The sequence below is a fragment of the Hymenobacter setariae genome (assembly GCF_007713685.1).
Lineage (GTDB): Bacteria > Bacteroidota > Bacteroidia > Cytophagales > Hymenobacteraceae > Hymenobacter > Hymenobacter setariae.
Window position 1 is genome coordinate 174,129 of the sequence record NZ_VMRJ01000006.1, and the last position, 22,781, is coordinate 196,909.

22 protein-coding genes are annotated in these 22,781 nt (G+C 60.9%); 15 read left to right on the top strand and 7 right to left on the bottom strand.

Annotated features, from left to right (window positions below; translation table 11 throughout):
• The first annotated feature begins 76 nt into the window (after window positions 1–76).
• Window positions 77–892, top strand: a complete 816-nt coding sequence (locus FNT36_RS21530; RefSeq protein WP_144852000.1) for a mechanosensitive ion channel family protein — start codon at window positions 77–79, stop codon at window positions 890–892.
• Between the two features lie 12 nt (window positions 893–904).
• Here FNT36_RS21530 and rsmG read toward each other — a convergent pair whose 3' ends face one another.
• The 3 genes from rsmG to FNT36_RS21545 all read right to left on the bottom strand — a co-directional run bounded on the left by rsmG (window position 905) and on the right by FNT36_RS21545 (window position 3,400).
• The gene (gene rsmG, locus FNT36_RS21535; protein WP_144852002.1) at window positions 905–1,519 is read right to left on the bottom strand and encodes a 16S rRNA (guanine(527)-N(7))-methyltransferase RsmG; all 615 of its coding nucleotides are present in this window, start codon (window positions 1,517–1,519) and stop codon (window positions 905–907) included.
• A gap of 151 nt (window positions 1,520–1,670) precedes the next feature.
• A complete protein-coding gene (locus tag FNT36_RS21540) occupies window positions 1,671–2,294 on the bottom strand; it encodes an RNA polymerase sigma factor (protein WP_144852004.1) in 624 nt (207 codons plus the stop codon).
• Window positions 2,285–3,400: a glycosyltransferase gene (locus FNT36_RS21545; protein WP_233636131.1), complete on the bottom strand. Its 1,116-nt coding sequence runs from the start codon at window positions 3,398–3,400 to the stop codon at window positions 2,285–2,287. Before FNT36_RS21545 ends, FNT36_RS21540 begins: the two co-directional genes overlap by 10 nt.
• A gap of 217 nt (window positions 3,401–3,617) precedes the next feature.
• Here FNT36_RS21545 and tgt point away from each other — a divergent pair, with 217 nt between their 5' ends.
• The 4 genes from tgt to FNT36_RS21565 all read left to right on the top strand — a co-directional run bounded on the left by tgt (window position 3,618) and on the right by FNT36_RS21565 (window position 7,293).
• A complete protein-coding gene (gene tgt / locus FNT36_RS21550; RefSeq protein ID WP_144852008.1) occupies window positions 3,618–4,748 on the top strand; it encodes a tRNA guanosine(34) transglycosylase Tgt in 1,131 nt (376 codons plus the stop codon).
• A gap of 89 nt (window positions 4,749–4,837) precedes the next feature.
• Complete coding sequence (locus tag FNT36_RS21555) at window positions 4,838–5,137, top strand: GIY-YIG nuclease family protein (protein WP_144852010.1); 300 nt, start codon at window positions 4,838–4,840, stop codon at window positions 5,135–5,137.
• Window positions 5,138–5,192: 55 nt separating this feature from the next.
• Window positions 5,193–6,272 carry an LptF/LptG family permease gene (locus FNT36_RS21560; RefSeq protein ID WP_144852012.1) on the top strand — a complete coding sequence of 360 codons (1,080 nt, stop codon included), beginning with the start codon at window positions 5,193–5,195 and terminating at the stop codon, window positions 6,270–6,272.
• A gap of 97 nt (window positions 6,273–6,369) precedes the next feature.
• Window positions 6,370–7,293 carry a DMT family transporter gene (locus tag FNT36_RS21565; protein ID WP_144852014.1) on the top strand — a complete coding sequence of 308 codons (924 nt, stop codon included), beginning with the start codon at window positions 6,370–6,372 and terminating at the stop codon, window positions 7,291–7,293.
• A gap of 8 nt (window positions 7,294–7,301) precedes the next feature.
• On the opposite strand, the gene ispE is transcribed toward FNT36_RS21565, so the two are convergent.
• Window positions 7,302–8,153, bottom strand: a complete 852-nt coding sequence (gene ispE, locus FNT36_RS21570; protein WP_233636132.1) for a 4-(cytidine 5'-diphospho)-2-C-methyl-D-erythritol kinase — start codon at window positions 8,151–8,153, stop codon at window positions 7,302–7,304.
• A gap of 9 nt (window positions 8,154–8,162) precedes the next feature.
• Here ispE and FNT36_RS21575 point away from each other — a divergent pair, with 9 nt between their 5' ends.
• On the top strand, window positions 8,163–8,798 hold the full coding sequence (locus FNT36_RS21575) for a sugar transferase (protein ID WP_144852016.1): 636 nt from the start codon (window positions 8,163–8,165) through the stop codon (window positions 8,796–8,798).
• Here the strand turns inward: FNT36_RS21575 and FNT36_RS21580 are convergent.
• Entirely contained in the window at window positions 8,795–9,250 is a 456-nt protein-coding gene (locus FNT36_RS21580) for a hypothetical protein (protein ID WP_144852018.1), read from the bottom strand. The genes FNT36_RS21575 and FNT36_RS21580 overlap by 4 nt on opposite strands.
• A 339-nt stretch (window positions 9,251–9,589) precedes the next feature.
• Between FNT36_RS21580 and FNT36_RS21585 the strand changes: the two genes are divergently transcribed.
• The 9 genes from FNT36_RS21585 to FNT36_RS21625 all read left to right on the top strand — a co-directional run bounded on the left by FNT36_RS21585 (window position 9,590) and on the right by FNT36_RS21625 (window position 21,003).
• Window positions 9,590–10,837: an efflux RND transporter periplasmic adaptor subunit gene (locus FNT36_RS21585; RefSeq protein WP_144852020.1), complete on the top strand. Its 1,248-nt coding sequence runs from the start codon at window positions 9,590–9,592 to the stop codon at window positions 10,835–10,837.
• Window positions 10,838–11,084: 247 nt separating this feature from the next.
• Window positions 11,085–12,506 carry a TolC family protein gene (locus FNT36_RS21590; protein ID WP_144852022.1) on the top strand — a complete coding sequence of 474 codons (1,422 nt, stop codon included), beginning with the start codon at window positions 11,085–11,087 and terminating at the stop codon, window positions 12,504–12,506.
• Between the two features lie 118 nt (window positions 12,507–12,624).
• The gene (locus FNT36_RS21595) at window positions 12,625–13,320 is read left to right on the top strand and encodes an ABC transporter ATP-binding protein (protein ID WP_144852024.1); all 696 of its coding nucleotides are present in this window, start codon (window positions 12,625–12,627) and stop codon (window positions 13,318–13,320) included.
• A gap of 111 nt (window positions 13,321–13,431) precedes the next feature.
• Window positions 13,432–14,685 carry an ABC transporter permease gene (locus FNT36_RS21600; protein WP_144852026.1) on the top strand — a complete coding sequence of 418 codons (1,254 nt, stop codon included), beginning with the start codon at window positions 13,432–13,434 and terminating at the stop codon, window positions 14,683–14,685.
• Between the two features lie 49 nt (window positions 14,686–14,734).
• Complete coding sequence (locus FNT36_RS21605) at window positions 14,735–15,940, top strand: FtsX-like permease family protein (RefSeq protein WP_144852028.1); 1,206 nt, start codon at window positions 14,735–14,737, stop codon at window positions 15,938–15,940.
• A 219-nt stretch (window positions 15,941–16,159) separates the two neighbouring features.
• A complete protein-coding gene (locus tag FNT36_RS21610) occupies window positions 16,160–16,858 on the top strand; it encodes a head GIN domain-containing protein (protein ID WP_144852030.1) in 699 nt (232 codons plus the stop codon).
• A gap of 104 nt (window positions 16,859–16,962) precedes the next feature.
• Window positions 16,963–18,333, top strand: coding sequence for a sigma-54-dependent transcriptional regulator (locus tag FNT36_RS21615; RefSeq protein WP_144852032.1), 1,371 nt, complete (start codon window positions 16,963–16,965; stop codon window positions 18,331–18,333).
• A gap of 120 nt (window positions 18,334–18,453) precedes the next feature.
• Window positions 18,454–19,752 (top strand): sensor histidine kinase, encoded by a 1,299-nt coding sequence (locus FNT36_RS21620; protein ID WP_144852034.1) that lies wholly within the window; start codon window positions 18,454–18,456, stop codon window positions 19,750–19,752.
• A 192-nt stretch (window positions 19,753–19,944) separates the two neighbouring features.
• On the top strand, window positions 19,945–21,003 hold the full coding sequence (locus FNT36_RS21625; RefSeq protein WP_144852036.1) for a T9SS type A sorting domain-containing protein: 1,059 nt from the start codon (window positions 19,945–19,947) through the stop codon (window positions 21,001–21,003).
• A gap of 27 nt (window positions 21,004–21,030) precedes the next feature.
• Here the strand turns inward: FNT36_RS21625 and FNT36_RS21630 are convergent, their stop codons facing one another.
• Together FNT36_RS21630 and FNT36_RS21635 are read right to left on the bottom strand one after the other, a co-directional pair.
• Entirely contained in the window at window positions 21,031–21,735 is a 705-nt protein-coding gene (locus tag FNT36_RS21630) for an SAM-dependent methyltransferase (RefSeq protein WP_394348954.1), read from the bottom strand.
• A gap of 83 nt (window positions 21,736–21,818) precedes the next feature.
• Window positions 21,819–22,622 (bottom strand): alpha/beta fold hydrolase, encoded by an 804-nt coding sequence (locus FNT36_RS21635; protein ID WP_144852038.1) that lies wholly within the window; start codon window positions 22,620–22,622, stop codon window positions 21,819–21,821.
• Window positions 22,623–22,781 lie beyond the last annotated feature (159 nt).

The window sequence follows — 22,781 nt, forward strand, 5'->3', positions numbered from 1 at the left end:
AGTAGCTGCAAAGCACAGGCTCAACCTAAAAGGACATGTCACCGTTGCTACTAGCCTTTCGCTTACTGTTTTCGCTATGCCTGCCGTTTCCCTTATCGCCCTGCACCAAGTTGGTTTTTACTTAGAGCGCTTGCAAGACCTCGCGGTGCTTTATGTGCCCCGGCTGCTCTCGGCCATTGTGATGCTGGTAGTGGGCTGGTGGCTTATTGGCTGGGGTAGCCGCCTGGTGGCCGCCGCTACGGCGCGGCTTGATGTGTCGCTGAGCTCGTTCCTCACCAGCATGTTCAGTATCGCCCTCAAGGTGCTGCTGCTCATGTCGGCGGCGGGCATGGTGGGCTTCGAGACCACGTCGTTTGTGGCCATTGTGGGGGCCGCGGGCTTGGCCGTGGGCCTAGCGCTGCAAGGCACGCTGGCCAACTTCGCGGGTGGAGTACTTATTCTGATTTTCAAGCCCTTCACCGTTGGTGATGTCATCGAGAGCCAGGGTCGCACCGGCACGGTGCAGGCCATCCAGATTTTCAATACCATCCTGCTCACGCCCCAGGGCGACACGGCCATCTTGCCCAATGGCGCCACCTCCAACGGGGTTATCGTCAACAAAGCCCACCCACAGCGGACGTTAGTCGATATTCAGTTGGAACTGGACAGCAGTACCGATTTTGAGGCCTTGAGCCAACAAGTGCTGCCCCTGCTGCGCCACGACCATGAGGTGCCCGATGCACCCGCCCCGCAGGTGGTGCTGGTAGCCCTCAAGCCCGGCGCTACCATGACGGTGGCTTTCCGCGCCTATGCGCAGCCTGGCCAAGAGGAAAACCTGCGCAACCACCTCATGGAGCGGCTGCAACAGTGGTTTGCCCAGAAGCCCTTGGCCGACACCGCGCCTGGCAAGTAGCCCTAGGTGGCGCTATACTGGTACCACCACCACCTTCTTGGTGTCGAAAAACTCTTCTTCGTAAAAGTCTTTCAAATCAATTACCTGGGCTACGAGGCCGCTTTCAGCAATTTCCTCCCCTAGGTCGCCTCCTTTGAGGTAGTACAGCCCAGCGCCCGCGGCCGGGTGCTTTTTATAGCTGTGCATAATCCAGGGGTGAAACGTGGCTAGGCGAGCCACCGCACGGCTTACTACAAAGTCGAACTTCTCAGACACTTGCTCGGCCCGGGTTTGGGTAGCGGTCACATTGGCAAGGCCTAGCGCTCCGGCCATAAACTGCACCGCCTTAATCTTCTTGCCGATGCTATCGACCAGGTGAAACTTCACCTCAGGAAACATGATGGCTAGTGGCAAGCCCGGTAGCCCGCCGCCCGTGCCCACATCGAGCACGGCGCTGCCCGCCGGAAACTGCACCACCTTGGCAATGCCCAGCGAGTGCAAAATATGGCGCTCCAACAGGTTGTCGGTATCGGTGCGAGCCACTAGGTTTATCTGCGCATTCCAGGCTTTAAACTCTTGTTCGAGCTCCGCAAATTGCTGGCGCTGGTGCGGCGTGAGCTGTGGGAAGTATTTAGTGAGTAGAGACATAAAAAACGTGTGTCATTGCGAAGAGGAACGACGAAGCAACCTCTCCTTCGCGCCAACTAGCGTTCGCAAACGCCAGCGACATGTAAAGGAAAGGTTGCTTCGTCGTTCCTCCTCGCAATGACAGGCGGGGAGAGCAGTAGCAGCTTAATAATTAAATAAACTCTTTCTTGTCCTTCACCATGTCGAAGAGCAACTCACGAGCGCGGTGCAGCTGGGCTTTCACCGTGCCTAGGGGTGCCTTCAGCTCGGTGGCGATTTCCTCGTAGCTGAGCTCGTCGAAGTAGCGCAAGCTCACGAGGCGCTGGTACTTATCGGGGAGGCGCGACACGACGTGGCGCATGATTTCGATTTTTTGGTTCTTAATCGTCGTGTCGGCCGGGTTGAGGTCGTTGTCGCGAAACTCCAGCTGAATCTCGTCGCCATCGCCCATTTTCACGGCCGAGTCAATGCTCATCGTCTTGATTTTATTCTTGCGAATAAAGTCGATGCAGTTGTTGGTGGCGATGCGAAACAGCCAGGTGCTAAACGCGAATTCGGGGTTGAACTTGTGCAGGTTACGAAAAGCCTTAGCGAAGGCCTCGATGGTGAGGTCTTCGGCATCGTCGGGGTTGCGCACCATTTTGAGTACGACGTGAAACACCGGCTTCTTGTAAATCTGCATCAGCTCGGCGTAGGCCTTTTCGTCGCCGTTGTCCACGGCGGCGCGGATGAGTTTGAAGTCATGCCGGGCTTTAGACGAAAACTGTTTCTGAATATCAGCGGGGTTTACTTCCATTGGAGCGGTCGGCGCACCAAGAGCGAAAGGCCCCAGGCGCAATAAAAAGCGAGGTACAGAAAATCAAAAAAGGGCAGCGCAGCGGCTGGCAGCGTTTGCCCGAGGCGGCGGGCTAGTGGTATATAAGCCAGTAGCAGCAGCAATGTTCGAGCCAGCCACAATACTCCCAAAGATATAATATTTTCGGAGGAAAGTGAAACTGCCAATACGGCCGGCGTCAGCAAATAGAAAAGGACATTGCTGCCCATAAATATAGCAAGTCGAAAGCGGTCGGGCGCGCGGTAACGGCTGCCAGCCGAGAGGTGGCGGCGTTTTTGGCGCCACCAGCCCGCCCAAGTACGAGCGGGCTCGCTCAGGGTTTGGGCAGCCGGGTCGGCCACTACGGCCACGCGGGCACCTAGGGCCACGGCATCTTGCACCAGCAGGTCATCATCGCCGCTCAGGCGCCGAATGTGGCTGGCGAAGCCCTTGGTGGCCTGGAAAATACGGCGAGTATACGCTAGGTTGCGGCCCACGCCCATGTAGGGGCGGCTAGCCCAAGCCAGCCCTAGGTACTGCGCTGCCGTGAGCAGCGTTTCGTAGCGAATGAGCTGATTGAGCAAGCCGGGCTCTTCGGTGTAGCCCGAAAAACCAAGTACCATGTCGGCGCCATTTTTTTGGCTGAAGCCGCGCTGCATGAGGCGCAGCCAATCATAGGTGACAGGGCGGCAGTCGGCGTCAGTGAACAGCAGCCGCTCGTAGCGGGCAGCCTTGATGCCGAGCGTGAGTGCGTATTTCTTAGGCGAAAAGCCTGCTGGTGTGTGCGTCACAGTCACGAGCCGAAAGCGACCGGGGTAATACTGGGCCAGCTGCTGGGCGTAGAACTCGGTTTCGTCGTGGCTGCGGTCGTTGATGAGCACCAGCTCGAAGCCTGCCGGGTAATCTTGCTTGAGCAAAATGGGCACCAGCTCGCGCAGGTTGTCAAGCTCGTTGTGGGCGCATAGGATGAGCGAAATCGGCTCGCTATCGGGGCCGGGCTCATCGCCCGGCGCCTCGATAGGCCGCCGCGTAAACGGCCGAAAATACTGCGCCCAATACCAGAGCTGCACCAATAGCAGCGGCAACAAGATAAGCGACGGCGGGAGCGAGGTAAGCGGGGGCAACAACACAGGACTATGCCGCAAAGGTACGGCTAGGGGCGGCCCAGTGTTGGCCTTATTCGCTGAATAAGCAGCGCGCCTGTCCGAAGTACCTTTGTAGGAGTGCCGCGGGCCTAGGGCCGCGCCGGAACTATCCGCCGCGCCTGGCCAGTTGCCCGGCCTTCGGCCCAGTGCTTTTTTGACCATGACTTTTGACCTCCTCGCCCAAGACCCGGGCACCAAAGCCCGCGCTGGGTTGCTCACGACCGCGCACGGCGCCATCGAAACGCCCATCTTTATGCCCGTCGGCACGGCCGGCACCGTGAAGGCCGTGGGCCAGCGCGAGCTCAAGCAAGATGTGCAGGCCCAGATTATCCTAGGTAACACCTACCACCTCTACTTGCGCCCGGGCCTCGATGTACTGCAAGCCGCGGGTGGCCTGCACAAATTCAACGGCTGGGACCGGCCCATTCTTACCGATAGCGGTGGCTACCAAGTGTTTTCGCTCAGCGGTACCCGTAAGATTAAAGAGGAGGGCGTCACCTTCCGCTCGCACATCGACGGGAGCAAGCACCTGTTTTCGCCCGAAGGCGTGATGGATATTCAGCGCCGCATCGGGGCCGATATTATTATGGCCTTCGATGAATGCACGCCCTGGCCCTGCGAGTACGACTACGCTCGCCGCTCCCTGGATATGACGCACCGCTGGCTCAAGCGTTGTATCCAGCGCCTCGACACCACTGAGCCGCTCTACGGCTACGAGCAAAACCTTTTTCCCATCGTGCAGGGCAGCACCTTTAAAGACCTGCGCAAGCAGTCGGCCGAGTTCATTGCCGAGCAGGGCCGCGCCGGCAACGCCATCGGTGGCCTCAGTGTGGGCGAGCCCGCTGAGTTGATGTATGAGATGACCGAGCTAGTCTGCGACATCCTGCCGCAGGACAAGCCGCGCTACCTCATGGGCGTGGGCACGCCGGCCAACATCCTCGAAAACATCGCCCTAGGTGTTGATATGTTCGACTGCGTGATGCCGACCCGCAATGCGCGCAACGGCATGCTCTTCACCACCCAAGGCATCATCAATGTGACTAATAAGAAGTGGGAGCTAGACTTTTCGCCCATCGATGAAACCCTAGGTGGCCACGTCAGCACGTTTTACACCAAAGCCTACATGCGCCACTTGTTCCAGGCTAAGGAAATGCTTGGCGCACAAATTGCTTCGGCGCACAATCTCACCTTTTATCTGTGGCTAGTGAAGGAGGCACGCAAGCAAATCCTAGCCGGCACGTTTGCAGCGTGGAAACCGGGCATGGTTGAAAAGCTGATGACTCGTTTGTAAGGCTACGCGTCTAGGTAGTGCCAAAATCGTCTGTCATTGCGAGCGTAGCGAAGCAATCTTTCCTTCACATTCGCACTGCCTGCTAGGACATGAGAACCTACTATGTCTACATTCTTACTAACCAAAATCATACAATGCTCTACATCGGGGTCACAAACGATTTGGCGCGGCGAGTAGCTGAGCACAAAGCAGGTGCGCATGAGGGCTTTACAAAACGGTATAAGATAAATAAATTGGTTTATTTCGAAGAGTCTCCGAGCGTTGCGGTGGCTATCGAGCGTGAAAAGCAACTGAAAGCGGGCTCACGGGCTAAGAAGCTAGCTCTGATTAACGAGTTAAATCCTTATTGGAATGAATTAGCAGACGTTGGAGAAGTAGGCGAACGTTAAAGGAAAGATTGCTTCGCTGCGCTCGCAATGACAGGCGACCTTAGGTATCATTAGAATGAAACTTTTAGATAAATACATCATCGTCAAGTTTCTCACCGCGTTTTTCTTCACGGTGGTAATGCTGGTGTCGGTGATTTGCGTGATTGACTACACCGAGAAAAACGACGATTTTATTCACCATAACCTGTCGTTTGGGCACGTTTTCACGCACTATTACATCTACCTGTTTCCGTACTTCGCCAACCTGCTCTCGCCGATTACTATCTTCTTGGCGGTGGTGTTTGTGACGGCGAAGCTGGCGGCGCGCACCGAGATTGTGGCCATGCTAGCCAGCGGCATGAGCTTTATGCGCCTACTGGTGCCTTACCTCATGGGGGCTGCCATTATCGGGGCGCTCACGTTTGGGCTGGTGGGCTGGGTTATCCCGAAGGCTACCAAGGAAATAGTGCTTTTTGAGTCGCTGCACGTGAAAGAGCCCTACAAGTATGAAGGCCGCAACGTGCACATGAAAATTGGCCCTAAAAGCTATGTGTACCTGGAGAGCTACAGCAGCGGCAGCAATACCGGCTACCACTTTGCCCTCGAAACCATCGATGGCACTGTGCTGCGCCGCCGCATGACAGCCGACAACCTAAGCTGGGACAGCACCAAGCACGTCTGGAAAATGTCGCAGCAGCTAGTGCGCTCGTTTCGGGGCAACCAGGACGAATCACTGCAAACTATCCCGGCCCGCGACACCACGCTGAACCTATATCCAAAGGACTTCGCCAATACTTACCGTCTGGCCGAAACGCTGACCTCGCCCGAGCTAGATGCGCTGATTGACAATAAAATCTTGCGTGGCTCCGACGATACCGACCAATATCTGAGCGTGAAATTCGAGCGCTACGCCTATCCGTTTGATATTCTCATTCTCACTTTCATCGGCGTGGTATTGAGCGCGCGCAAAAGCCGCGGCGGCGTGGGCGGGCAAATTGCGCTAGGCTTCGTATTGGCGTTCATTTTCATCATTTTCGTGATGCTGAGCCGCAACCTAGCGCAGGTGGGCAGCATGCCGCCGCTGCTGGCGGCGTGGTTTCCGGGCATGGTGTTCTCGGCCATTGGGCTGGTGCTCTATCGCTTCGTGCCGAAATAGGTAGTGATGCTTGGTGCATAGTGCTTGGTGCTTGGGTTCTATGTGTAGGTGAGGCCGTTGTCTTAACCCAAGCACCAACTACCACGCACGAACAACCATGTTAAAAGACTACCTGAAGCTACATTTTATCGTCCTGCTCTGGGGCTTCACGGCCATTCTGGGCAAGCTGCTGACCGTGCCGCCCGTGGAGCTCGTTTTCTGGCGCACGGCTTTGGCCACCCTCGGCTTGGCGGGGCTGCTGGTGGTGCGGCGCACGGGCTGGCGCGTGGCGGGCTCCGAGGCCCTAAAGCTGCTAGGTGTGGGGGCGCTGGTGGCGGCGCACTGGATTACGTTCTTCTTGGCCGCGCGCCTTTCCTCGGTGAGCGTGTGCTTGGCGGGCCTGGCCACGCTAGCGCTGTGGACTTCCTTGCTCGAGCCTCTGCTGCTGTGGCGCCGCGTGCGCCCCTACGAAGTGGGCCTAGGGCTGCTGGCGATGGTGGGGCTGTACCTCATTTCTCAGGCCGAGTTTACGCAGCTCACCGGCTTGCTGGTGGCAGTGGCGTCGGCGGGGTTGTCGGCGCTGTTCAGCGTGCTCAACTCGCAGCTGGTCAAGCGCCACGCGCCGGTCAAGCTTACTTTCTACGAAATGGCCGGCGCTTGCTTGAGTATCGCGCTGTTCTTCCCGGTTTACAGCCGCTACTTCACGCAGGGGCTGCGCCTGGCGCTGCACGGCCTCGACTGGCTGTGGCTGCTGCTGCTGGCGGGCGTGTGCACGGTATATGCCTTCTCCTCTTCTGTCGAGCTGATGAAGCGCATTTCGGCTTTCGTCGTCAACCTCACCATTAACCTAGAGCCGGTATACGGTATCGTGCTGGCCCAGATTATGTTTGTGCTAGGCGTGCCAGGCTTTGGGCAGGAGAAAATGTCGGGTGGCTTCTACCTAGGTACCATTTTGATTTTGGCCAGCGTGCTAGTGCACCCCGTACTCGACCAGTGGAACCAGCGTCGCGCTCGCCGCACCGCCGCCGAGGCAATTGCCTAAGCCACTGGCTACAGCTGCCCGCGCCACACCAAATAGTCGCTAGGCCAAGCCAGGGCGGGCGCTTCACTAGCGCCGGGAAATAGCCCATACACCGCCGAGCCCGAGCCCGAAAGGCTAGCGTAGGCCGCGCCCGCGGCGTAGAGCTGCGCCTTGATGTCGGCCAGCACCGGGTAAGCGGGCGCCAGCGACGCCTCGAAGTCATTGCTGACTGTGTCGCGCCACGTGCTCATGGGCTGACCTAGGGCCTCGCGCAACGAGATGCTGGGCGCCTGGGGCACGATGCCCGCAAACGCCTGCGCCGTGCTAATGTGCAAGCCCGGATACACCACCACGCAAGGCGTGCCGCGTAGGTCGAGGCTGATGGGCTCAAAAACGTCGCCCCTTTCCAAAGCCAAGCACGGCTTATTCTGAATAAAAAAGGCACAGTCGGCCCCCAGGCGGCGGGCATAGCCTTCGAGCTGCGCCACGCTGAGATTCAGCTCAAACACGTCGGCCAAGGCCCGCAGGGCAAAGGCAGCATCGGCCGAGCCACCCCCTAGGCCGGCGCCGATGGGCACCAGCTTGTGCAGGTGCATCTGGGCAAAGGGCAAGGCCGGAAAATCAGCCTTGAGCAGCTCATAGGCCTTGACGCACAAGTTAGTAGTTGCCTCACCCGGAATGGGCCGGCCCGTAAGCGCGAGGCTGGTGCCAGCCTGGCCTTTGGGGGCGGGCAGTACTTCGAGCGCATCGGTCCAAGGCAGAGGCAGGAACACGGTTTCGAGGGCATGGTAGCCATCGGGCCGCTTGGCGGTCACGTACAGCCCTAGGTTAAGCTTGGCGTTGGGGAAGGTGAGCATAGCCGCAAAGATGGCGGCTGGCATCTTTGTGTTATGGCTGCTATTCTCCCTGCATACCCTGGCAAGCGCCTGCTCGACTTGGCCGTGGCTCTGCCGCTGGTGGTAGGCACGCTGCCGCTGCTAGTACTGGGTGCGGGGCTAGCTGCGTGGCAAAATGGCGGCCCTTGGCTATTCAGGCAGGCGCGGCCGGGGCTGGGCGGCCAGCTGTTCGCGCTCTACAAGCTCCAAACCATGACCAGTGCCCGCGACCCTGCTACCGGGCAGCTGCTGCCCGATGCCCAGCGCCTGCCGCGCCTAGGGCGCTGGCTACGAGCCACCTCGCTCGATGAATTGCCCCAGCTCTGGAATATTGTGCGCGGCGACATGAGCCTGGTGGGGCCGCGTCCGCTGCTGCCCCAGTACCTGCCGCTGTACTCGCCGCGGCAGGCGCGTCGCCACTTGGTGCGCCCCGGCCTTACGGGCTGGGCCCAAGTCAATGGGCGCAACGCCATTTCGTGGGAAGAAAAGTTTGAGTTGGATAACTGGTACGTCGACCACCAAAGCTTAGGGCTCGACCTACGCATTTTGTGGCGCACGGCTGGGCGGGTTCTGGGGCGGCGTGGCATTGCCGCGGCGGGCGAGGCCACCATGCCTGCCTTTCGGGGCAGCGGGGGCGGGGAGCCTACCTAGGCGGGCACTGGGTAGCGGGCGTCCCATTCGGCCGCTAGCGCTGGCAGCCGCTCCGAGCCATCGGTAAGCCAGTCTAGGGCCGAGGCCACGTCGGCAAAGTAGTGCGAGCTGAAGCGGATAGCCGGATGTACCAAGTCGTGGAGGGCGTCGACAGCCAGTTGGTTGTGCACGCGGTGGCTGTCAATGACTAGCACCAGCCGCTCTAGGTCTAGGGCCACCAAGCCGGGCATCCAGTGGGTGCCGAGCCACTCTTGGTCGGTCAGCTGCAAGTCGGGAAGGCTGTTCATATCGAGCAGCAAGTGGCGCACTTCTAGCTGCCGCAGCAGCGCTAGCAACTGCTGCGCACTCGTGCGGAGCAGCTGCGGATTACTCAGGGCTACCCATTCTAGCCGCAGTACTTTAAAGGATGGGTCATGCTGCAGGCAGAAGTTAGGAATGTAGCGGATAATCACAACGACAAGGGCACTAGCACCCACCACGAAGGTAACGCATTAGGCCGAATTTATTGCTATTTTAAGCTGATAAATAAGAGCTGTATACGCGTGCTGCACAGCCGTATGCAGCTATTGGCGAAAGCACTTCGCTGCTGCTTGCTCACTAGCTCAAGTAGTGGCCCTAGGGTAGGGGGTAGAGCCCACTTGTCCATTATCGGACACATCGCCCACTATTGGACATAGGGAAGGGTGAATAATAGGCAGGGTATTGTTGTAAGTGTCTTTTTAATAGATATTTAAATCATTGGCACGCCCCTTGGCTTAGTAGATAGCAACCCGCTACCTACTTGCCCACCAATGGACAGAGCTATATCGACTACTACGCAACGCCGCCGCCAGCTTCGCGCTTGGCTGCTGGGCCTAGGTGCCCTAGCTGCCGCGCTTGTGGCAGCACTGGGTTTGCGCACGGTGCTGCAGCCCAGCCTGCGCCGGGTCGACATACTCACGGCGACAGTCGAAACGGGCGATGTAGATGCCACGCTCACGGCCGCTGGCACCGTCATTCCGGCCCGCGAGGCGGTGCTGGTGAGCCCCATCCAGAGCACCATTCGCCGGGTGGCGCTGGCGGTGGGCACGCGGGTGCAGCCCGGCCAAACCATTCTGGAGCTCGACAAAGACCTGGCTGCCTCGACCTTGGCCAAGCTCGACGACGAGCAGCTGCGCAATCAAAATAAGAACGCCCAATTGCAGCTCACTCTGGCGCGTAGTCTTACCGACCTGCAAGCCCAGCAAGAAGCCCAAGCGCTGAAAGTGAGTAGCCTGCAATCGGCCCTGCGCGACGAGCAGCACCTGCTTGACATTGGGGGCGGCACTGCCGAGGCTGTGCGCCAAGCCGAACTGAACTTGAGCACCGCCCGCCTCGAAGCCGAGCGCCTACGCCACCAACTCGCCAACCAGCGCCAAGCCAGCGCCGCCGACCGCCGCGAGCTGAGCTTTACCGTTTCGATGCAGCAGCGCAGCATTGCAGAGCAAGCCGGTAAGCTGCGTCAGGCCGACATCAGCAGCCCGCAGCCCGGCGTGCTAACCTGGGTAAATGACAACCTAGGTGCCACCGTGCAGGCTGGCGATGCCTTGGCCCGCGTGGCCGACCTCAGCCGCTACCGGGTGCGCGCCACCCTGGCCGACACCTACGCCGACCAGTTGCACCCCGGCGACGCGGTGCTGGTGCGCCTAGGGCCGGGCTCCGACCTGCGCGGCACGGTAGCTAGCATCAGCCCCGCCGTGGACAAAGGCACCGTAACCTTCTACGCCACCCTCGCCAACGACCACCACCCGGGCCTGCGCGCCAATCTGCGGGCCGATGTATTCGTGATAACGCGCGCCCATCGCGCCGTGCTGCGCGTCAAAAACGGTCCCTTTTACCAAGGTGGGCAAGAGCAGCCAGTGTTTGTGCTGACCGGCGGCCGGGCCGTGCGCCGGGTAGTGCGCTTCGGTGACAGCAACACCGACTATGTACAGGTGCTGAGTGGCTTGGCAAAAGGGGAAGAAGTCTTGGTCTCGGAGATGAAAAACTACCTAGAAACGCCGGCACTGCGGGTCGAGTGAGTGCTAACGTGAAACCCCACCCCCGGCCCCTTCTCCGCTTAATGCGCGGAATCCTCCAGGAGAGGGGGAGCCTGACGATTTTTTAAAACTGATTTTATCAATAATAGCAGTGCTTCCTCTCTCCCTAAGTTTTTTAAGCAGAGCCCTCATCCAAAAGGCATCCGGCTCCCCCTCTCCCGGAGGATTCCGCGCATTAAGCGGAGAAGGGGCCGGGGGGTGGGGTCTAACGGCGGGCCTCTTGCTAGGATTGATTGCCTTTAGCACGTCCGCCCAAACCCTCACGCTACCCGCTCTTATCGAGCAAACCCTGGCTACTTCGGCCGCCAGCTTACAGGCAAGGGCGGCCCGCGAGGGTGGCTACTGGGCCTTCCGCGCCTACCAGGCCAACTACCGCCCGCAGCTGACGCTGGCCGGTACGGTGCCCAACTTCAACCGCGCCATCATCCCGGTGGTGCAGCCCGATGGCACTACCGAGTTTCAGAGCGTGCGCTACAATAACTCGCTGCTAGGGGTGGGCCTGAGCCAGAATATTGGCCTCACGGGTGGGCAAGTCGTCATTGGCTCGCAGGTGCAGCGCTTCGATGACTTTGCCCGCAGTGAGAAGCGCTATAATAACCAGCCCTTTACCCTAGGGCTTACACAGCCGCTGGGCTACTTCAATGCCCTGCGCTGGAGCCGCCGTATCGCGCCGCTGCTTTACCAGGAAAGCCAGCGCCAGTATCTCGAAGACCGCGAAGCCCTGGCCCAGCGCGTGACAGAGCTGTACTTCGATGTGCTGTTGCAGCAAGTAAATGCCGCGGTGGCCGGCCAGAATGCCCAGGCCACCGCCGAGCTGCTGCGCGTGGGCCGCGAGAAATACGCCCTAGGTCGCCTTTCGCAGAGCGACTTGGTGCAGCTAGAGCTCAACCTGCTCGACGCTCAGCAGGCTCAAGTGCAGGCCCGCCTCGATGCCGAAAGTGCCGCCGTTAGCCTGCGCACCTATTGCACCTTGCCCGGCCCTGCTACCACCGAGGCCGTGCCGCCGCTGGTCGTGCCTGCGCCCGCACCGGCCCTGGCCGTGGTGCCCACCGAGGCCCTGAGCCAGGCCCGCCAGCACCGCGCCGCGCCGCTGGCCTTCCAGCGGCAGCAGCTGCAAGCCGCCCGCGATGTGGCCCAGGCCCGCGGCACTACCGGCTTTCTGGCCACCCTCACCGCCAACCTCGGCTATGTAAACCAGGCGCCCTACTTGCTCGACAGCTACCGGGCGCTGCAAAATCAGCAACAGGTGTCGCTAGCCTTTTCGCTGCCGCTCGTGGACTGGGGCCGCCGCCGCGCCACCGTGCGCACCGCCGAGCTGGCCCGCGACCAAACCCAGGCCGTCGTGACCCAAGATGAGCGCGCCTTCGAGCAAACTGTGCTCACGCAGGCGGCCCAGGTGCCCGCCCTAGCCGGGCGAGCCAGCCTAGCCGCTCGCGCCGATACGCTGGCGCAGCGCCGCTACGCTATCACCCGCGCCACCTACGAGGCCGGTCGCCTCTCGCTCACCGACCTCACGCTGGCCTCGGCGGCCAAAGACCTCGCGCGGCGCAGCTACATTCTGGCTCTGCGGGCCGGGTGGGTGGCCCACTACCGGCTGCGCGGGCTCACTTTATTTGATTTTGAAACCGGGCAGCCGCTGGCTGCCGAGTAGCTGCTTTTGTACGATTGTCAGGCTGACGAAGGAAGCATCTTGGCCGCTTTATCAGCTTGAAAACTATTCCGCCAAGATGCCTTTCGTCAGTATGACAGACGATTTTAACGCGCTTTTTATGCAGTCAACTTCCACCACCTCCCCCGTCATCCGCCTCGCCAACATCGAGAAGGTCTACCAAACTCGCACCATCGAAACCGTGGCGCTCAGCCAAGTCAACCTCACCATCAACCGGGGCGAGTTTGTGTCGGTAATGGGCCCCAGCGGCTGCGGCAAATCGACCTTGCTTAGCCTCATGGGCCTGCTCGATGAGCCCAGCAGCGGCACTATCGAGATAGATGGTCGGCCCGTGACCTCCTACTCAGATAAAGAGCTGGCCGGGCTGCGCAATCATAAAATCGGCTTCGTCTTCCAGAGCTACCACCTTATTAACGACCTTTCGGTGCTCGACAATGTGGAGATGCCGCTGCTCTACCGGCCCAGCATCGGGAGCAGTGAGCGCCGCCGCCGCGCCATAGAGGCCCTCGATAAAGTAGGACTCACGGCCCGCACCAAGCACTTTCCGGCGCAGCTCTCGGGTGGGCAGCGGCAGCGCGTGGCCATTGCCCGCGCCCTGGCCGGCGAGCCCGAAATTATTTTGGCCGACGAGCCCACCGGCAACCTCGACTCGGTGATGGGCGAGGAAATAATGGAGCTGCTCCTAGGTCTCAATCGGGAGCAGGGAACCACCCTCGTGATGGTAACCCACGACGAGCAGCAGGCCCTGAAAACCCAGCGATTGATACGGTTTTTCGACGGTCGGCAGGTGGCCTAGGGCCAATTATTAATGAGCAATGAACAGTGAGCAATTGTGCTAACCGACCGTTCGCTCATTTTCCTACCTGCTCATTGCTCATTGTCAATTACTCATTACTCGTTACTCGCCATGCTTCTCTCTTATCTCAAAATCGCCTGGAAGGTGCTCCTGCGGCGCAAATTTTTCACCGCCATTAGCCTGTTCGGCATCAGCTTCACGCTCATGATTATGCTAGTGGTCTACGCCATGTTCGACTACGTGGCGGGACCGCACCGACCGGAGCTGAAAGCCGACCGGCTGCTGTTTGTGAGCCGGATGCAGCTGGTGTACCGCGAAGGCGGCACCAGCAACTCCAACCTAGGCTACGACTTCCTGGAGCGGCACCTGCGCACCCTGAAGACGCCCGAAAAAGTATCACTCAGCCTGGGCAACTTTAGCACCGTGACCGCCTACGTGGGCGACCAGACGCTGAAGCTGGACCGCAAATTCACGGATGGCGAGTTCTGGCAGGTACTCGACTTCGACTACGTGGCCGGCCGGCCCTACAATGCCCGCGAGGTGCGCGACGCTGCCCACGTGGCCGTTCTCAACGAAACCACCGCCCGGCGCTACTTCGGCAACGTGGCCGCGGCCGTGGGCCGCCCGGTAGAGCTGGATGCCGTGCGCTACCAGGTGGTGGGCGTGGTGCGCGACGTCAGCATCTCGCGCATCAACACCTACGCCGAGGCGTGGCTGCCCATTACCCTCTCTACCGACAACCTGCGCGACCCCAGCTATCTAGGGCGCTACCAAGCCATTGTGCTGGCCCGGCAGGCCGCCGACGTGCCCCTCGTGCAGCAGGAATACCAGCGGGTAATTGACCACCTACCCCTGCCCGACCCCAAGCAGTATAAGCAAATACGCAGCTACGCCCACACCCTGCTGGGCACGCTTACGGCACGCTTCAACATGGAGGGCGGCCCCGAGGGCGGGGCTAAGGTCTTTACCCGTGCCGCGCTGGTCCTAGGGCTGCTGTTTCTGCTGCTGCCGGCCCTCAACCTGGTCAATATCAACGTGAGCCGCACCCTGGAGCGCGCCTCCGAGATTGGGGTGCGCAAGGCCTTCGGGGCTACGGGCGGGCGGCTGGTGGGGCAGTTCCTGGTCGAGAATATCTTCCTGACGCTGCTCGGCGGCATCCTGGGCCTAGGGCTGGCCGCGGGCGCGCTGGCCTTGCTCAACAGCAGCCACTTCATCCCCTACGCGACCTACGCCCTCAACGAGCGCGTGTTTGGGGCGGCGCTGGTTATCGTGTTGTTTTTCGGCATCCTGTCGGGCGCCTACCCGGCCTACAAAATGTCGAAGCTGCACCCGGTAAAGGCCCTGAAAGGCGACGCCGGCAGCTAGCCCTAGGTAACGCTCCTGCTCATTATTCATTGCTCATTGCTACTTACTTATGCTACGCCACCTGTTTACCTTGATGTGGAACCGCAAGCGGGCCAATGGCCTGCTGATTCTGGAAGTGTTTATGGCCTTTGTGGTGCTCTTCGCGGTGGGCAGCACGGGCGTGTACCTGTGGCGCAACTACCAGGCGCCGCTGGGCTTTGCCTACGAAAACGTGTGGCAGATTAACCTGAACTCGGGCAGTCAGCCCCGCGCCGAGCAGGTGGCCACCTTGCAGCGCGTGCTAGCCAAGCTGCGAACTACCCCCGGCGTAGAGGTCGTGAGCCGCACCGAGGATACGACCCCCTTCTCGTACAATGGCAACAGCGGCAACATCACCACGGGAACGGGCGACACCCAGCGGCGCACCGAAGAGGCCGACTTCTACTCGGGGGGGCCTGAGCTGCGCGAGGTGATGGGTGTGCGCCTGGTGGCCGGCCGCTGGTTTGACCGCCGCGACGAAACGCCCACCCGCCGCCCGCCGGTGGTTATTACCGAAGCCACGCAGGCCGAGCTATTCCCGGATGGACAGTCGGCGCTAGGCAAAGTCATCCATTACGGCTTTCACGAAAATCAAGAGCGCGTTGTCGTGGGCATCAGCGGCCCCTATCGCGCCGGTGGCGAGTTGAGCGAGCCTAGGTCGGCCCTGTTTGGCTACATTAGCCCGCAAGACACCACTACGGCCCTGAATACCTTACTGGTGCGGGTGCAGCCCGGCACCGGCGCAGCCCTGGCCAAGCGCCTGTCCGACGACATCCGCCTCACCAGCGGCGGCCGCTGGAGCAGCGATATCACGACGCTCCGCGAGCAGCGCCTCTCCAAGCTCAAGGTGCTGCTGACGCTGCCCGCCGTGCTGGGCGTGGTATGCGTGTTCTTGCTGGTGAATGTGGCCCTAGGGCTCTTCGGCGTGCTGTGGCTCAACATCAACCAGCGCCGAGCCGAGCTGGGCGTGCGCCGGGCCATGGGGGCCACGGGCGCGGCCATCAGCGGGCAGGTGCTGGGCGAAATCCTGACGCTGACCACCTTCGGGCTGGTGCTAGGGCTGCTGGTGGCGGCGCAGTTTCCACTGCTGGGTGTCTTCAACATTAAGGCGGGCGTGTACCTAACGGCTATGTTGCTGGCCACCCTAGGCCTCTACGCGCTGGCGGCCGGCTGCGCCTTCTACCCCAGCCGGCTGGCGGCGGGCATCCAGCCGGCCGTGGCCTTGCGCGAGGAGTAGGAAGAGACTCTAAAAGCCGCGTTGGTGTAAGGTCAGCGCCAGTTGGGATAATATTCTTGGGACCCGCGGCAACGGCTACCACCTTTGCCGCATCTAGTAAGGCAGCCAACTCGGCACAGCTACTTATTTTTTGGTCCCTTGTAACGGATGCCCCGCCGGCCTGGTACCCTAGGCAAAACCAACCAAATAGCATCTTCACGCCACTTGTCTTTCTGAGTCATGAAAAACCTACTGCTTCCCGCACTGCTTGGCCTCGCTGCCCTCACTACGGCCCACGCTCAAGATACCCAAACCCGCCAGGTGCCCGCTTTCCATGCCATCAACGTGGGCACCGGCATCGAACTGACGCTGACTGCTGGCCACGGCCAGCACGTGGAAGTGAGCGCCGATACGCCCGAGCTGCGCGACCACATCGAAACCACCGTGAAAGATGGCGTGCTGACGCTGCGCTACGATAACCGGGACGACCGCAACGGTACGATGCGCCGCAACAAGCACCTGCGCGCCACCGTCACGGCCGACGAACTCACAGCCCTTTCAGCTCACAGCGGCTCGTCGGTACGCGCTTCAGGCGACTTCGACGCCGACAACTTCCAGCTCGACGTATCGTCGGGGGCCACGGTGAAAGCCAGCCTCGCCACCAATACCCTCACCGTGCGCCAAAGCAGCGGCAGCACCGCCGACCTCAGCGGCCGGGCCACCAGCGTAGACGTGCGTAGCAGCAGCGGCGCCACCCTCGACGGCAAGGACCTGCAATCCGAGCGCGCCCGCGCCGAAGCCAGCAGCGGCAGCTCAATACAACTAGCCGTGAAAGACGACCTCGTGGCCCAAGCCAGCAGCGGCGGCAGCATCAGCTACAAGGGCTCGCCACAACTCACCAAGCGCACCAGCAGCGGCGGGAGCGTAAGCGGCCGGTAAGTACGTTTGTCCTTGCGAGCGTAGCGAAACCATCGCACCTAGGCAGCCATGTTGCTCAGGTGCGATGGTTTCGCTACGCTCGCAAGGGCAGGATATGATAGAACATGATACTAATTGTCGACGACGACCTCGCCGTGCGCGTGTCGCTACAGCTGCTACTGAAGCAGGCGGGCTACCCGGCACAGGCTGTGGCCGGCCCTGCCGAGGCGCTGGCCGCCGTGCAAGCAGCCGCGCCCCGGCTCATCTTGCTCGACATGAATTTTACGGCTGCCACTACCGGGGCCGACGGGCTGGCGCTCCTAGGTCAGCTCAAAGCCCTAGCGCCGCAGGTGCCCGTCATTCTGCTCACGGGCTGGGGCAGCATTGCGCTGGCGGTGGCGGGCATGAAGGCGGGCGCGGCTGAGTTCATTACCAAGCCCTGGCAAAACGAAACGCTGCTCCAAACCATAGCTACCGTGCTGGCGCTGCACGCGCCCGCCGAGGCCGCACCGCTGCCCGGCCGCCCGGCCCTCGACCGGCAGTTTGCCCTAGGTAGCATCGTGGGCGAAGACCCGCGGCTGTTGGCTGTGCTGCGCCAAGTAGGGCAAGTAGCCGCCACCGACGCCTCGGTGCTAATAGAAGGCGAAAGCGGCACTGGCAAGGAGCTCATTGCCGAGGCCCTGCACCAAAACAGCCCGCGCCGTACCCAGCCCTTCGTAAAAGTGAACCTAGGTGGCATTTCATCGTCGCTATTTGAAAGCGAGTTGTTTGGCCACCGGCGCGGCGCCTTTACCGATGCTCGCGCCGACCGCGTCGGCCGCTTCGAGTTGGCCAACGGCGGCACCATCTTTCTGGACGAAATTGGCGAGTTAGAGCTGGCCAGCCAGGTAAAGCTGCTGCGCGTGCTACAAGACCGCACCTACGAGGTGCTTGGCGACTCGCGCCCCCGCCGCCTCGATATCAGGGTAGTGGCCGCTACCAATAAAAACCTGGCCGAGCTCGTAGCCCAGGGCCGCTTTCGCGAAGACCTGTTTTACCGGCTCAACCTCATTACGCTGCACCTGCCCGCCCTGCGCGAGCGGGCCGACGATATTCCGCGCCTAGCGCGCTATTTCATTGGCCAGCTACAAGCCACCTACCGCCGCCCCGGCCTACGCCTAGGGGCGGCCGCGGTCCACTGGCTGCAAGCGCAGGCATTGCCCGGCAATATTCGGGAGCTTAAAAACTTGGTGGAGCGCGCCGTGCTCACCAGCTCGCACGACGAGCTCACGCCTGCCGACTTCCAGGCGCGGCACCTAGGGCCGCCCGCCGCCACTACCGAGGCCGCCCTACCGCCCCCCGGCACCATGACCTTGGAGGCCTTAGAGGAGCAGGCCATTCGCCAAAGCGTAGCGCATTATCGGGGCAATCTCAGCCAGGTAGCGCGGGCACTGGGCCTAAGCCGTGGGGCATTGTACAGAAGGTTAGATAAGTTTGGGATTCCGTATAGCGAGTAGAGACCGATAATAATCTGTCATTGCGAGCGCAGCAATAGCACCTGCACGGAAGGAACACAAACGGCGCAGTTCAACAGGTGTCATTGCTCTTCGCTGCGCTCGCAATGACACTTCCTAACTATGCGCCTCAAGCTGCTTCTGTTTCTGTTGCCGCTGTATGCGGTACTCATCACCCTGGCGGCGCAGGCGCGCACCACTAATGTGGCGCTGTTCATCACGTGCGAGGTAGTGCTGCTGGGCAGCCTGGTGCTGGCGTGGCAGCTGTACCGCAGCTTTATGCAGCCCATTCGCCTCATTGAAGCGGGCACGGCAGCGCTGCAAGCCCAAGATTTCAATTTGAAGTTTCAGCCGGTGGGGCAGCCTGCGCTCGACCAGCTTGTGGCGGTTTACAACCACATGCTCGATGCCCTGCGCCAGGAGCGCGTAAGCCAGCACGAACAAAGCGTGCTGCTCGAGCGGCTTATCCAAGCCTCACCGGCCGGCATCCTGATACTGACTTTCGACCAGCTCATTGCCAGCACCAATGCGGCAGCGGCGCGGGCCCTAGGTCAGCCGGCAGCAGCGTTGAATGGCCGAGCGGTGGCGGCGCTACCCGCCCCGTGGGGAGCGGTGCTGGCCGACCTAGCTGCTGGCCAGCCCCAGACCGTGCGCCTCCCCGGCGGCCAAACCTACCGGGCCGCTGCCGCGCACTTTCTCGACCGGGGCTTTCAGCGGCGCTTTGTGGTGCTGGAAGAGCTGACGCAGGAAATCAGGGCCCAGGAAAAGCAGACCTACGAGCAGCTCATCCGGCTAGTAGCGCACGAGGTCAACAACTCCATTGGGGCGGTAAACTCGCTGCTGGGCAGCTTTCGGCACTACACCCCGCAGCTGGCCCCGGCCGACCAAGCCGACTTTGCCCAGGCCCTGGAAGTCAGCATCGTGCGCAACACCCAACTCGCCGACTTTGTGGCCGGCTACGCCCGCTTGGTGCGCCTGCCCCCGCCCGCCCCGCACCCCACCGACCTGCACGCCCTGCTGCGCGACCTAGGGCACTTGCTAGCGCCGCGCAGCGCGGCCCAGGGCATAGCTTGGCACTGGCAGTTGGCCTCAGCTGGTCCGCTCTTGGTGCAGGCCGATTCGCAGCAGCTAACCCAGGCCCTGCTCAACGTGGCCAAAAACGCCCTCGAAGCCATCGGCCCTAGTGGTGGTAGCGTGTGGGTGACTACTACCAGTCAGCCGCTCACGCTCAGTGTCGCCAACGATGGCGCGCCGCTCAGCCCCGAGGTCAGCCAGCGGCTATTCACGCCGTTTTTCAGCACCAAGGCAGGCGGCCAGGGCATCGGCCTTACGTTGGTGCGCGACATTTTATTAGCGCACGGCTTCACTTTTCGGCTCGAAACGGAGGGCGATGGGCGCACGGTTTTTGAGGTTAGCTTCTAAGCTGATGAACGGACGCTGTTATTGATTTAATACTATTGGCACTGGTTAGTATGGGACGGGCTTGTCTCATACTGGTACGAGCTCGACAATAGGAATTAGTATCTTAAGCAGATTTGGATAAACGATTTCTATAAAAAAGGCGCTGGTAAATAATTTGCGAAAACGGAAGGGTACGTTACTATCCTTTTCCTGATGCATTTTAAAGTCCTATATCAACTGCGGGTGTTGCTGCCCGTTTTTGTTAGCTTTTTCCTTAGCCTGCCCAGTGCCCATGCTCAAATCCAATACGCTAATAAAGTAGTGATGGAAGAAGGCATTGTGTCGGATAACACTCGGGCGGCCGATGGCAACCTAGCCACCAATGCCACCATCAAGCCCTCCTTACTGCTCGGCTACACTAGGCTGCGGGTCAGCTTCCCCACCACGGCCGCTGCAGGCAAAGAGGCGGGCATGTACATCAAACCGAATATTCTGATTTCGGCTGCCCTGCTAGGTGGCGCTACCCTGAATACTTTCTACAAGGACGGCTCTACCATTACCCCCGTCGATAGCCATTTACTGAGCAGCGATTTACTGAACCTGAAGATTGAAGTCTCGGGTATTCGGCGAATCTCTTTTACCCCGACTCAGCCCTTCAACCAGATAGAGCTAGTTTTCTTCTCTGTGCTAGCCCTAGGCCAAGACATTGAGATATACGAGGCCTTTAGCACGGCAGCGCCCCTACCGGTAGTGCTCACCAGCTTCCAGGCCGCGGCTACGCCGGCGGGCGTGTCGCTGTCGTGGGGCACCGCCTCGGAGCACGCTGCCGACCAGTTTGTGGTGGAGCGGGCCGCTGCCGATGCCCCCGGCAACTTCCAAGCCATTGGGCGGGTGCAAGCCGCGGGCACTTCTGCGCAGGCCCGTACTTACCAGTTTGTAGATGCCGAAGCTACCTCCGCCGCCCGGCGCTACTACCGCCTGCGGCAGCTCGACCACGATGGCACGGCCACTTTTAGCCCAGTAGTGGCGGTGCAGGCCGAGGCCCTAGCCACCCGGTTGCTAGCATATCCTAGCCCCACTGTCGGGACACTCACTGTGGCTGGGGCGGCGGGTTCCGAGTTTAGCATACTAGACCAGCTAGGCCGGCCTGTGCGGCACGCCACCACCAGCCCTAGCCAGCCGCAACTAGATGTAAGCAGCTTGCCTGCTGGCCTATACTTTGTGCAAGACGCCACCACCGGCCAGCGAGCGAAGTTCTTGAAGGCCAACTAAGGGCAGTAGCCTTGCTACCTCGCTTCGCTACTTGCCAAGCGCAAATACTGCGGGCCGCTTGTGCAGCTTGGGCAACTCGGGCAGGCGGCGCCAATCGGCCACGGGCAGCGTGCGCACATACTCGGTGGGCGCGGTAAGGTCGGCGGCTACGCACAGGCGCGTGGCGGGCCCTAGGTGTGCCAGCAAGTCGGCCAGCAGTTGGTCGTTGCGGTAGGGCGTTTCGATAAACAGCTGCGACTGGTCGCGCTGGGCGCTTTCCTTTTCGAGTTGCTTGATGGCCGCAATGCGCGGGCCTTTCTCGATGGGCAAATACCCGTGAAATGCAAACCGCTGCCCATTGAGCCCCGAGCCCATGAGCGCTAGTAAGATGCTCGACGGCCCCACCAGTGGCCGCACCGGCAGCCCCAGCCGGTGCGCCTCCTGCGCCAGTGCCGCGCCGGGGTCGGCAATGCCGGGGCAGCCGGCTTCCGACAGTACGCCCGCTTCGAGGCCCTGCTTGAGCAGTGGCTCTAGCGCGGCGCGCACTTGAGCTGGCGTGCTGTCTTTGTCAATCAGCTCAAAGCGAATGTCTTCGATGACGCGGTGCGGGGCCACCTCCTTTACGAAGCGGCGGGCCGTGCGCAGGTTTTCGACCAGAAAGTAGGGCAGCCGAGCCACGGCCGCCACCACCTGCGGCGGCAGCACCTGCGGCGCCGTGCCCTCGGCCAGCGGGGTAGGGAGGAGGTAAAGCATATTAATGAGCAATGGGCAGTGAATAATGAGCAGCGAAAGAAGAAGGGCAGGCGATGTATTGTAAGCCTGCCCGTCGCTCATTGTTAATGGCTCATAAAAGCGAAGTTGCGCACTAGCCCAAAAATCTCGTCGGGCTTTTCGGCGTGCACCCAGTGGCCGGCATCGGGCACGGTAGCCACCTGGGAGTTGGGAAACAACGCTGGAATGCCGTGCAGCTTGTCGTCGGCCGTGATGTAGTCCGACTTGCCGCCCCGGATAAATAGTGTGGGCTTCAGGAACGGCTGGGCCGATGAGATTTCCTGGCCCACGGCCGCTAGGTTCTCAACCAGCGCCGGTAGGTTGATACGCCAGGCAAAGGAGTTGTCCTCGCGCCGGTACAGGTTTTTCAGCAAAAACTGCCGCACGCCCAGCTGCGGAATGCGCGGCAACAGCGCCGCCTCAGCCTGCTGCCGGTTCTGGATGGTGCTTAGGTCCACGGCCTGCAAGCCCGCAATGATATCATCTTGATGCTCCATGTCCGAAAAGCGCGGCGCGATATCGAGCACGATGAGCTGCGCCAGCCGCTCGGGGTAACCTAGGGCCAGGGTCATGGCCACCTTGCCGCCCATGCTGTGCCCCAGTAGCGTGAGGCGCGCCGAATCGAGCCCTAGGTGGTCAAACAGCGCCAGCACGTCTTGCGCCATTAGGGCGTAGCTGTGCTCAGGTGCATGAAACGAGCGCCCGTGGTTGCGTAAGTCCACGCTAATTACCCGCAAGCCGGCTTCGTCGGCCCAGCGGCGTGCCAGCGTCTGCCAGTTGTCGAGGGTGCCAAAGAGGCCGTGCAAAATCACCAAGGGTGGCGCGGCCGGGTCGCCTTGTTCAAGAAAGTGCAGCAGGGGAGTAGCCATGAGATAGAAGCGAAATAGAAATACAAAGATGGCAGCCCGCCGCTCGGAAAAGGGCGCCATGTAGCCTGCTACCTGGCAAAGTGGTGGGCTAGCTGCCTACCACGGCACAGCGCACCCAGGGGTGGTTAATGAGCAAAGCGACAGTGATTACTATTTTTT

Excerpts from the sequence above, each read along its gene's own strand:
- FNT36_RS21610 (WP_144852030.1), top strand. The coding sequence starts at position 16,160 with ATGAAAAACCTACTGCTTCCCGCACTGCTTGGCCTCGCTGCCCTCACT.
- FNT36_RS21560 (WP_144852012.1), top strand. The coding sequence starts at position 5,193 with ATGAAACTTTTAGATAAATACATCATCGTCAAGTTTCTCACCGCGTTT.
- FNT36_RS21625 (WP_144852036.1), top strand. The coding sequence starts at position 19,945 with ATGCATTTTAAAGTCCTATATCAACTGCGGGTGTTGCTGCCCGTTTTT.
- FNT36_RS21595 (WP_144852024.1), top strand. The coding sequence starts at position 12,625 with ATGCAGTCAACTTCCACCACCTCCCCCGTCATCCGCCTCGCCAACATC.
- FNT36_RS21600 (WP_144852026.1), top strand. The coding sequence starts at position 13,432 with ATGCTTCTCTCTTATCTCAAAATCGCCTGGAAGGTGCTCCTGCGGCGC.
- ispE (WP_233636132.1), bottom strand. The coding sequence starts at position 8,153 with ATGCCAGCCGCCATCTTTGCGGCTATGCTCACCTTCCCCAACGCCAAG.
- FNT36_RS21630 (WP_394348954.1), bottom strand. The coding sequence starts at position 21,735 with ATGCTTTACCTCCTCCCTACCCCGCTGGCCGAGGGCACGGCGCCGCAG.
- FNT36_RS21615 (WP_144852032.1), top strand. The coding sequence starts at position 16,963 with ATGATACTAATTGTCGACGACGACCTCGCCGTGCGCGTGTCGCTACAG.
- FNT36_RS21585 (WP_144852020.1), top strand. The coding sequence starts at position 9,590 with ATGGACAGAGCTATATCGACTACTACGCAACGCCGCCGCCAGCTTCGC.
- FNT36_RS21530 (WP_144852000.1), top strand. The coding sequence starts at position 77 with ATGCCTGCCGTTTCCCTTATCGCCCTGCACCAAGTTGGTTTTTACTTA.
- FNT36_RS21555 (WP_144852010.1), top strand. The coding sequence starts at position 4,838 with ATGAGAACCTACTATGTCTACATTCTTACTAACCAAAATCATACAATG.
- FNT36_RS21575 (WP_144852016.1), top strand. The coding sequence starts at position 8,163 with ATGGCTGCTATTCTCCCTGCATACCCTGGCAAGCGCCTGCTCGACTTG.
- tgt (WP_144852008.1), top strand. The coding sequence starts at position 3,618 with ATGACTTTTGACCTCCTCGCCCAAGACCCGGGCACCAAAGCCCGCGCT.
- FNT36_RS21620 (WP_144852034.1), top strand. The coding sequence starts at position 18,454 with ATGCGCCTCAAGCTGCTTCTGTTTCTGTTGCCGCTGTATGCGGTACTC.
- FNT36_RS21605 (WP_144852028.1), top strand. The coding sequence starts at position 14,735 with ATGCTACGCCACCTGTTTACCTTGATGTGGAACCGCAAGCGGGCCAAT.
- FNT36_RS21635 (WP_144852038.1), bottom strand. The coding sequence starts at position 22,622 with ATGGCTACTCCCCTGCTGCACTTTCTTGAACAAGGCGACCCGGCCGCG.
- FNT36_RS21540 (WP_144852004.1), bottom strand. The coding sequence starts at position 2,294 with ATGGAAGTAAACCCCGCTGATATTCAGAAACAGTTTTCGTCTAAAGCC.
- rsmG (WP_144852002.1), bottom strand. The coding sequence starts at position 1,519 with ATGTCTCTACTCACTAAATACTTCCCACAGCTCACGCCGCACCAGCGC.
- FNT36_RS21565 (WP_144852014.1), top strand. The coding sequence starts at position 6,370 with ATGTTAAAAGACTACCTGAAGCTACATTTTATCGTCCTGCTCTGGGGC.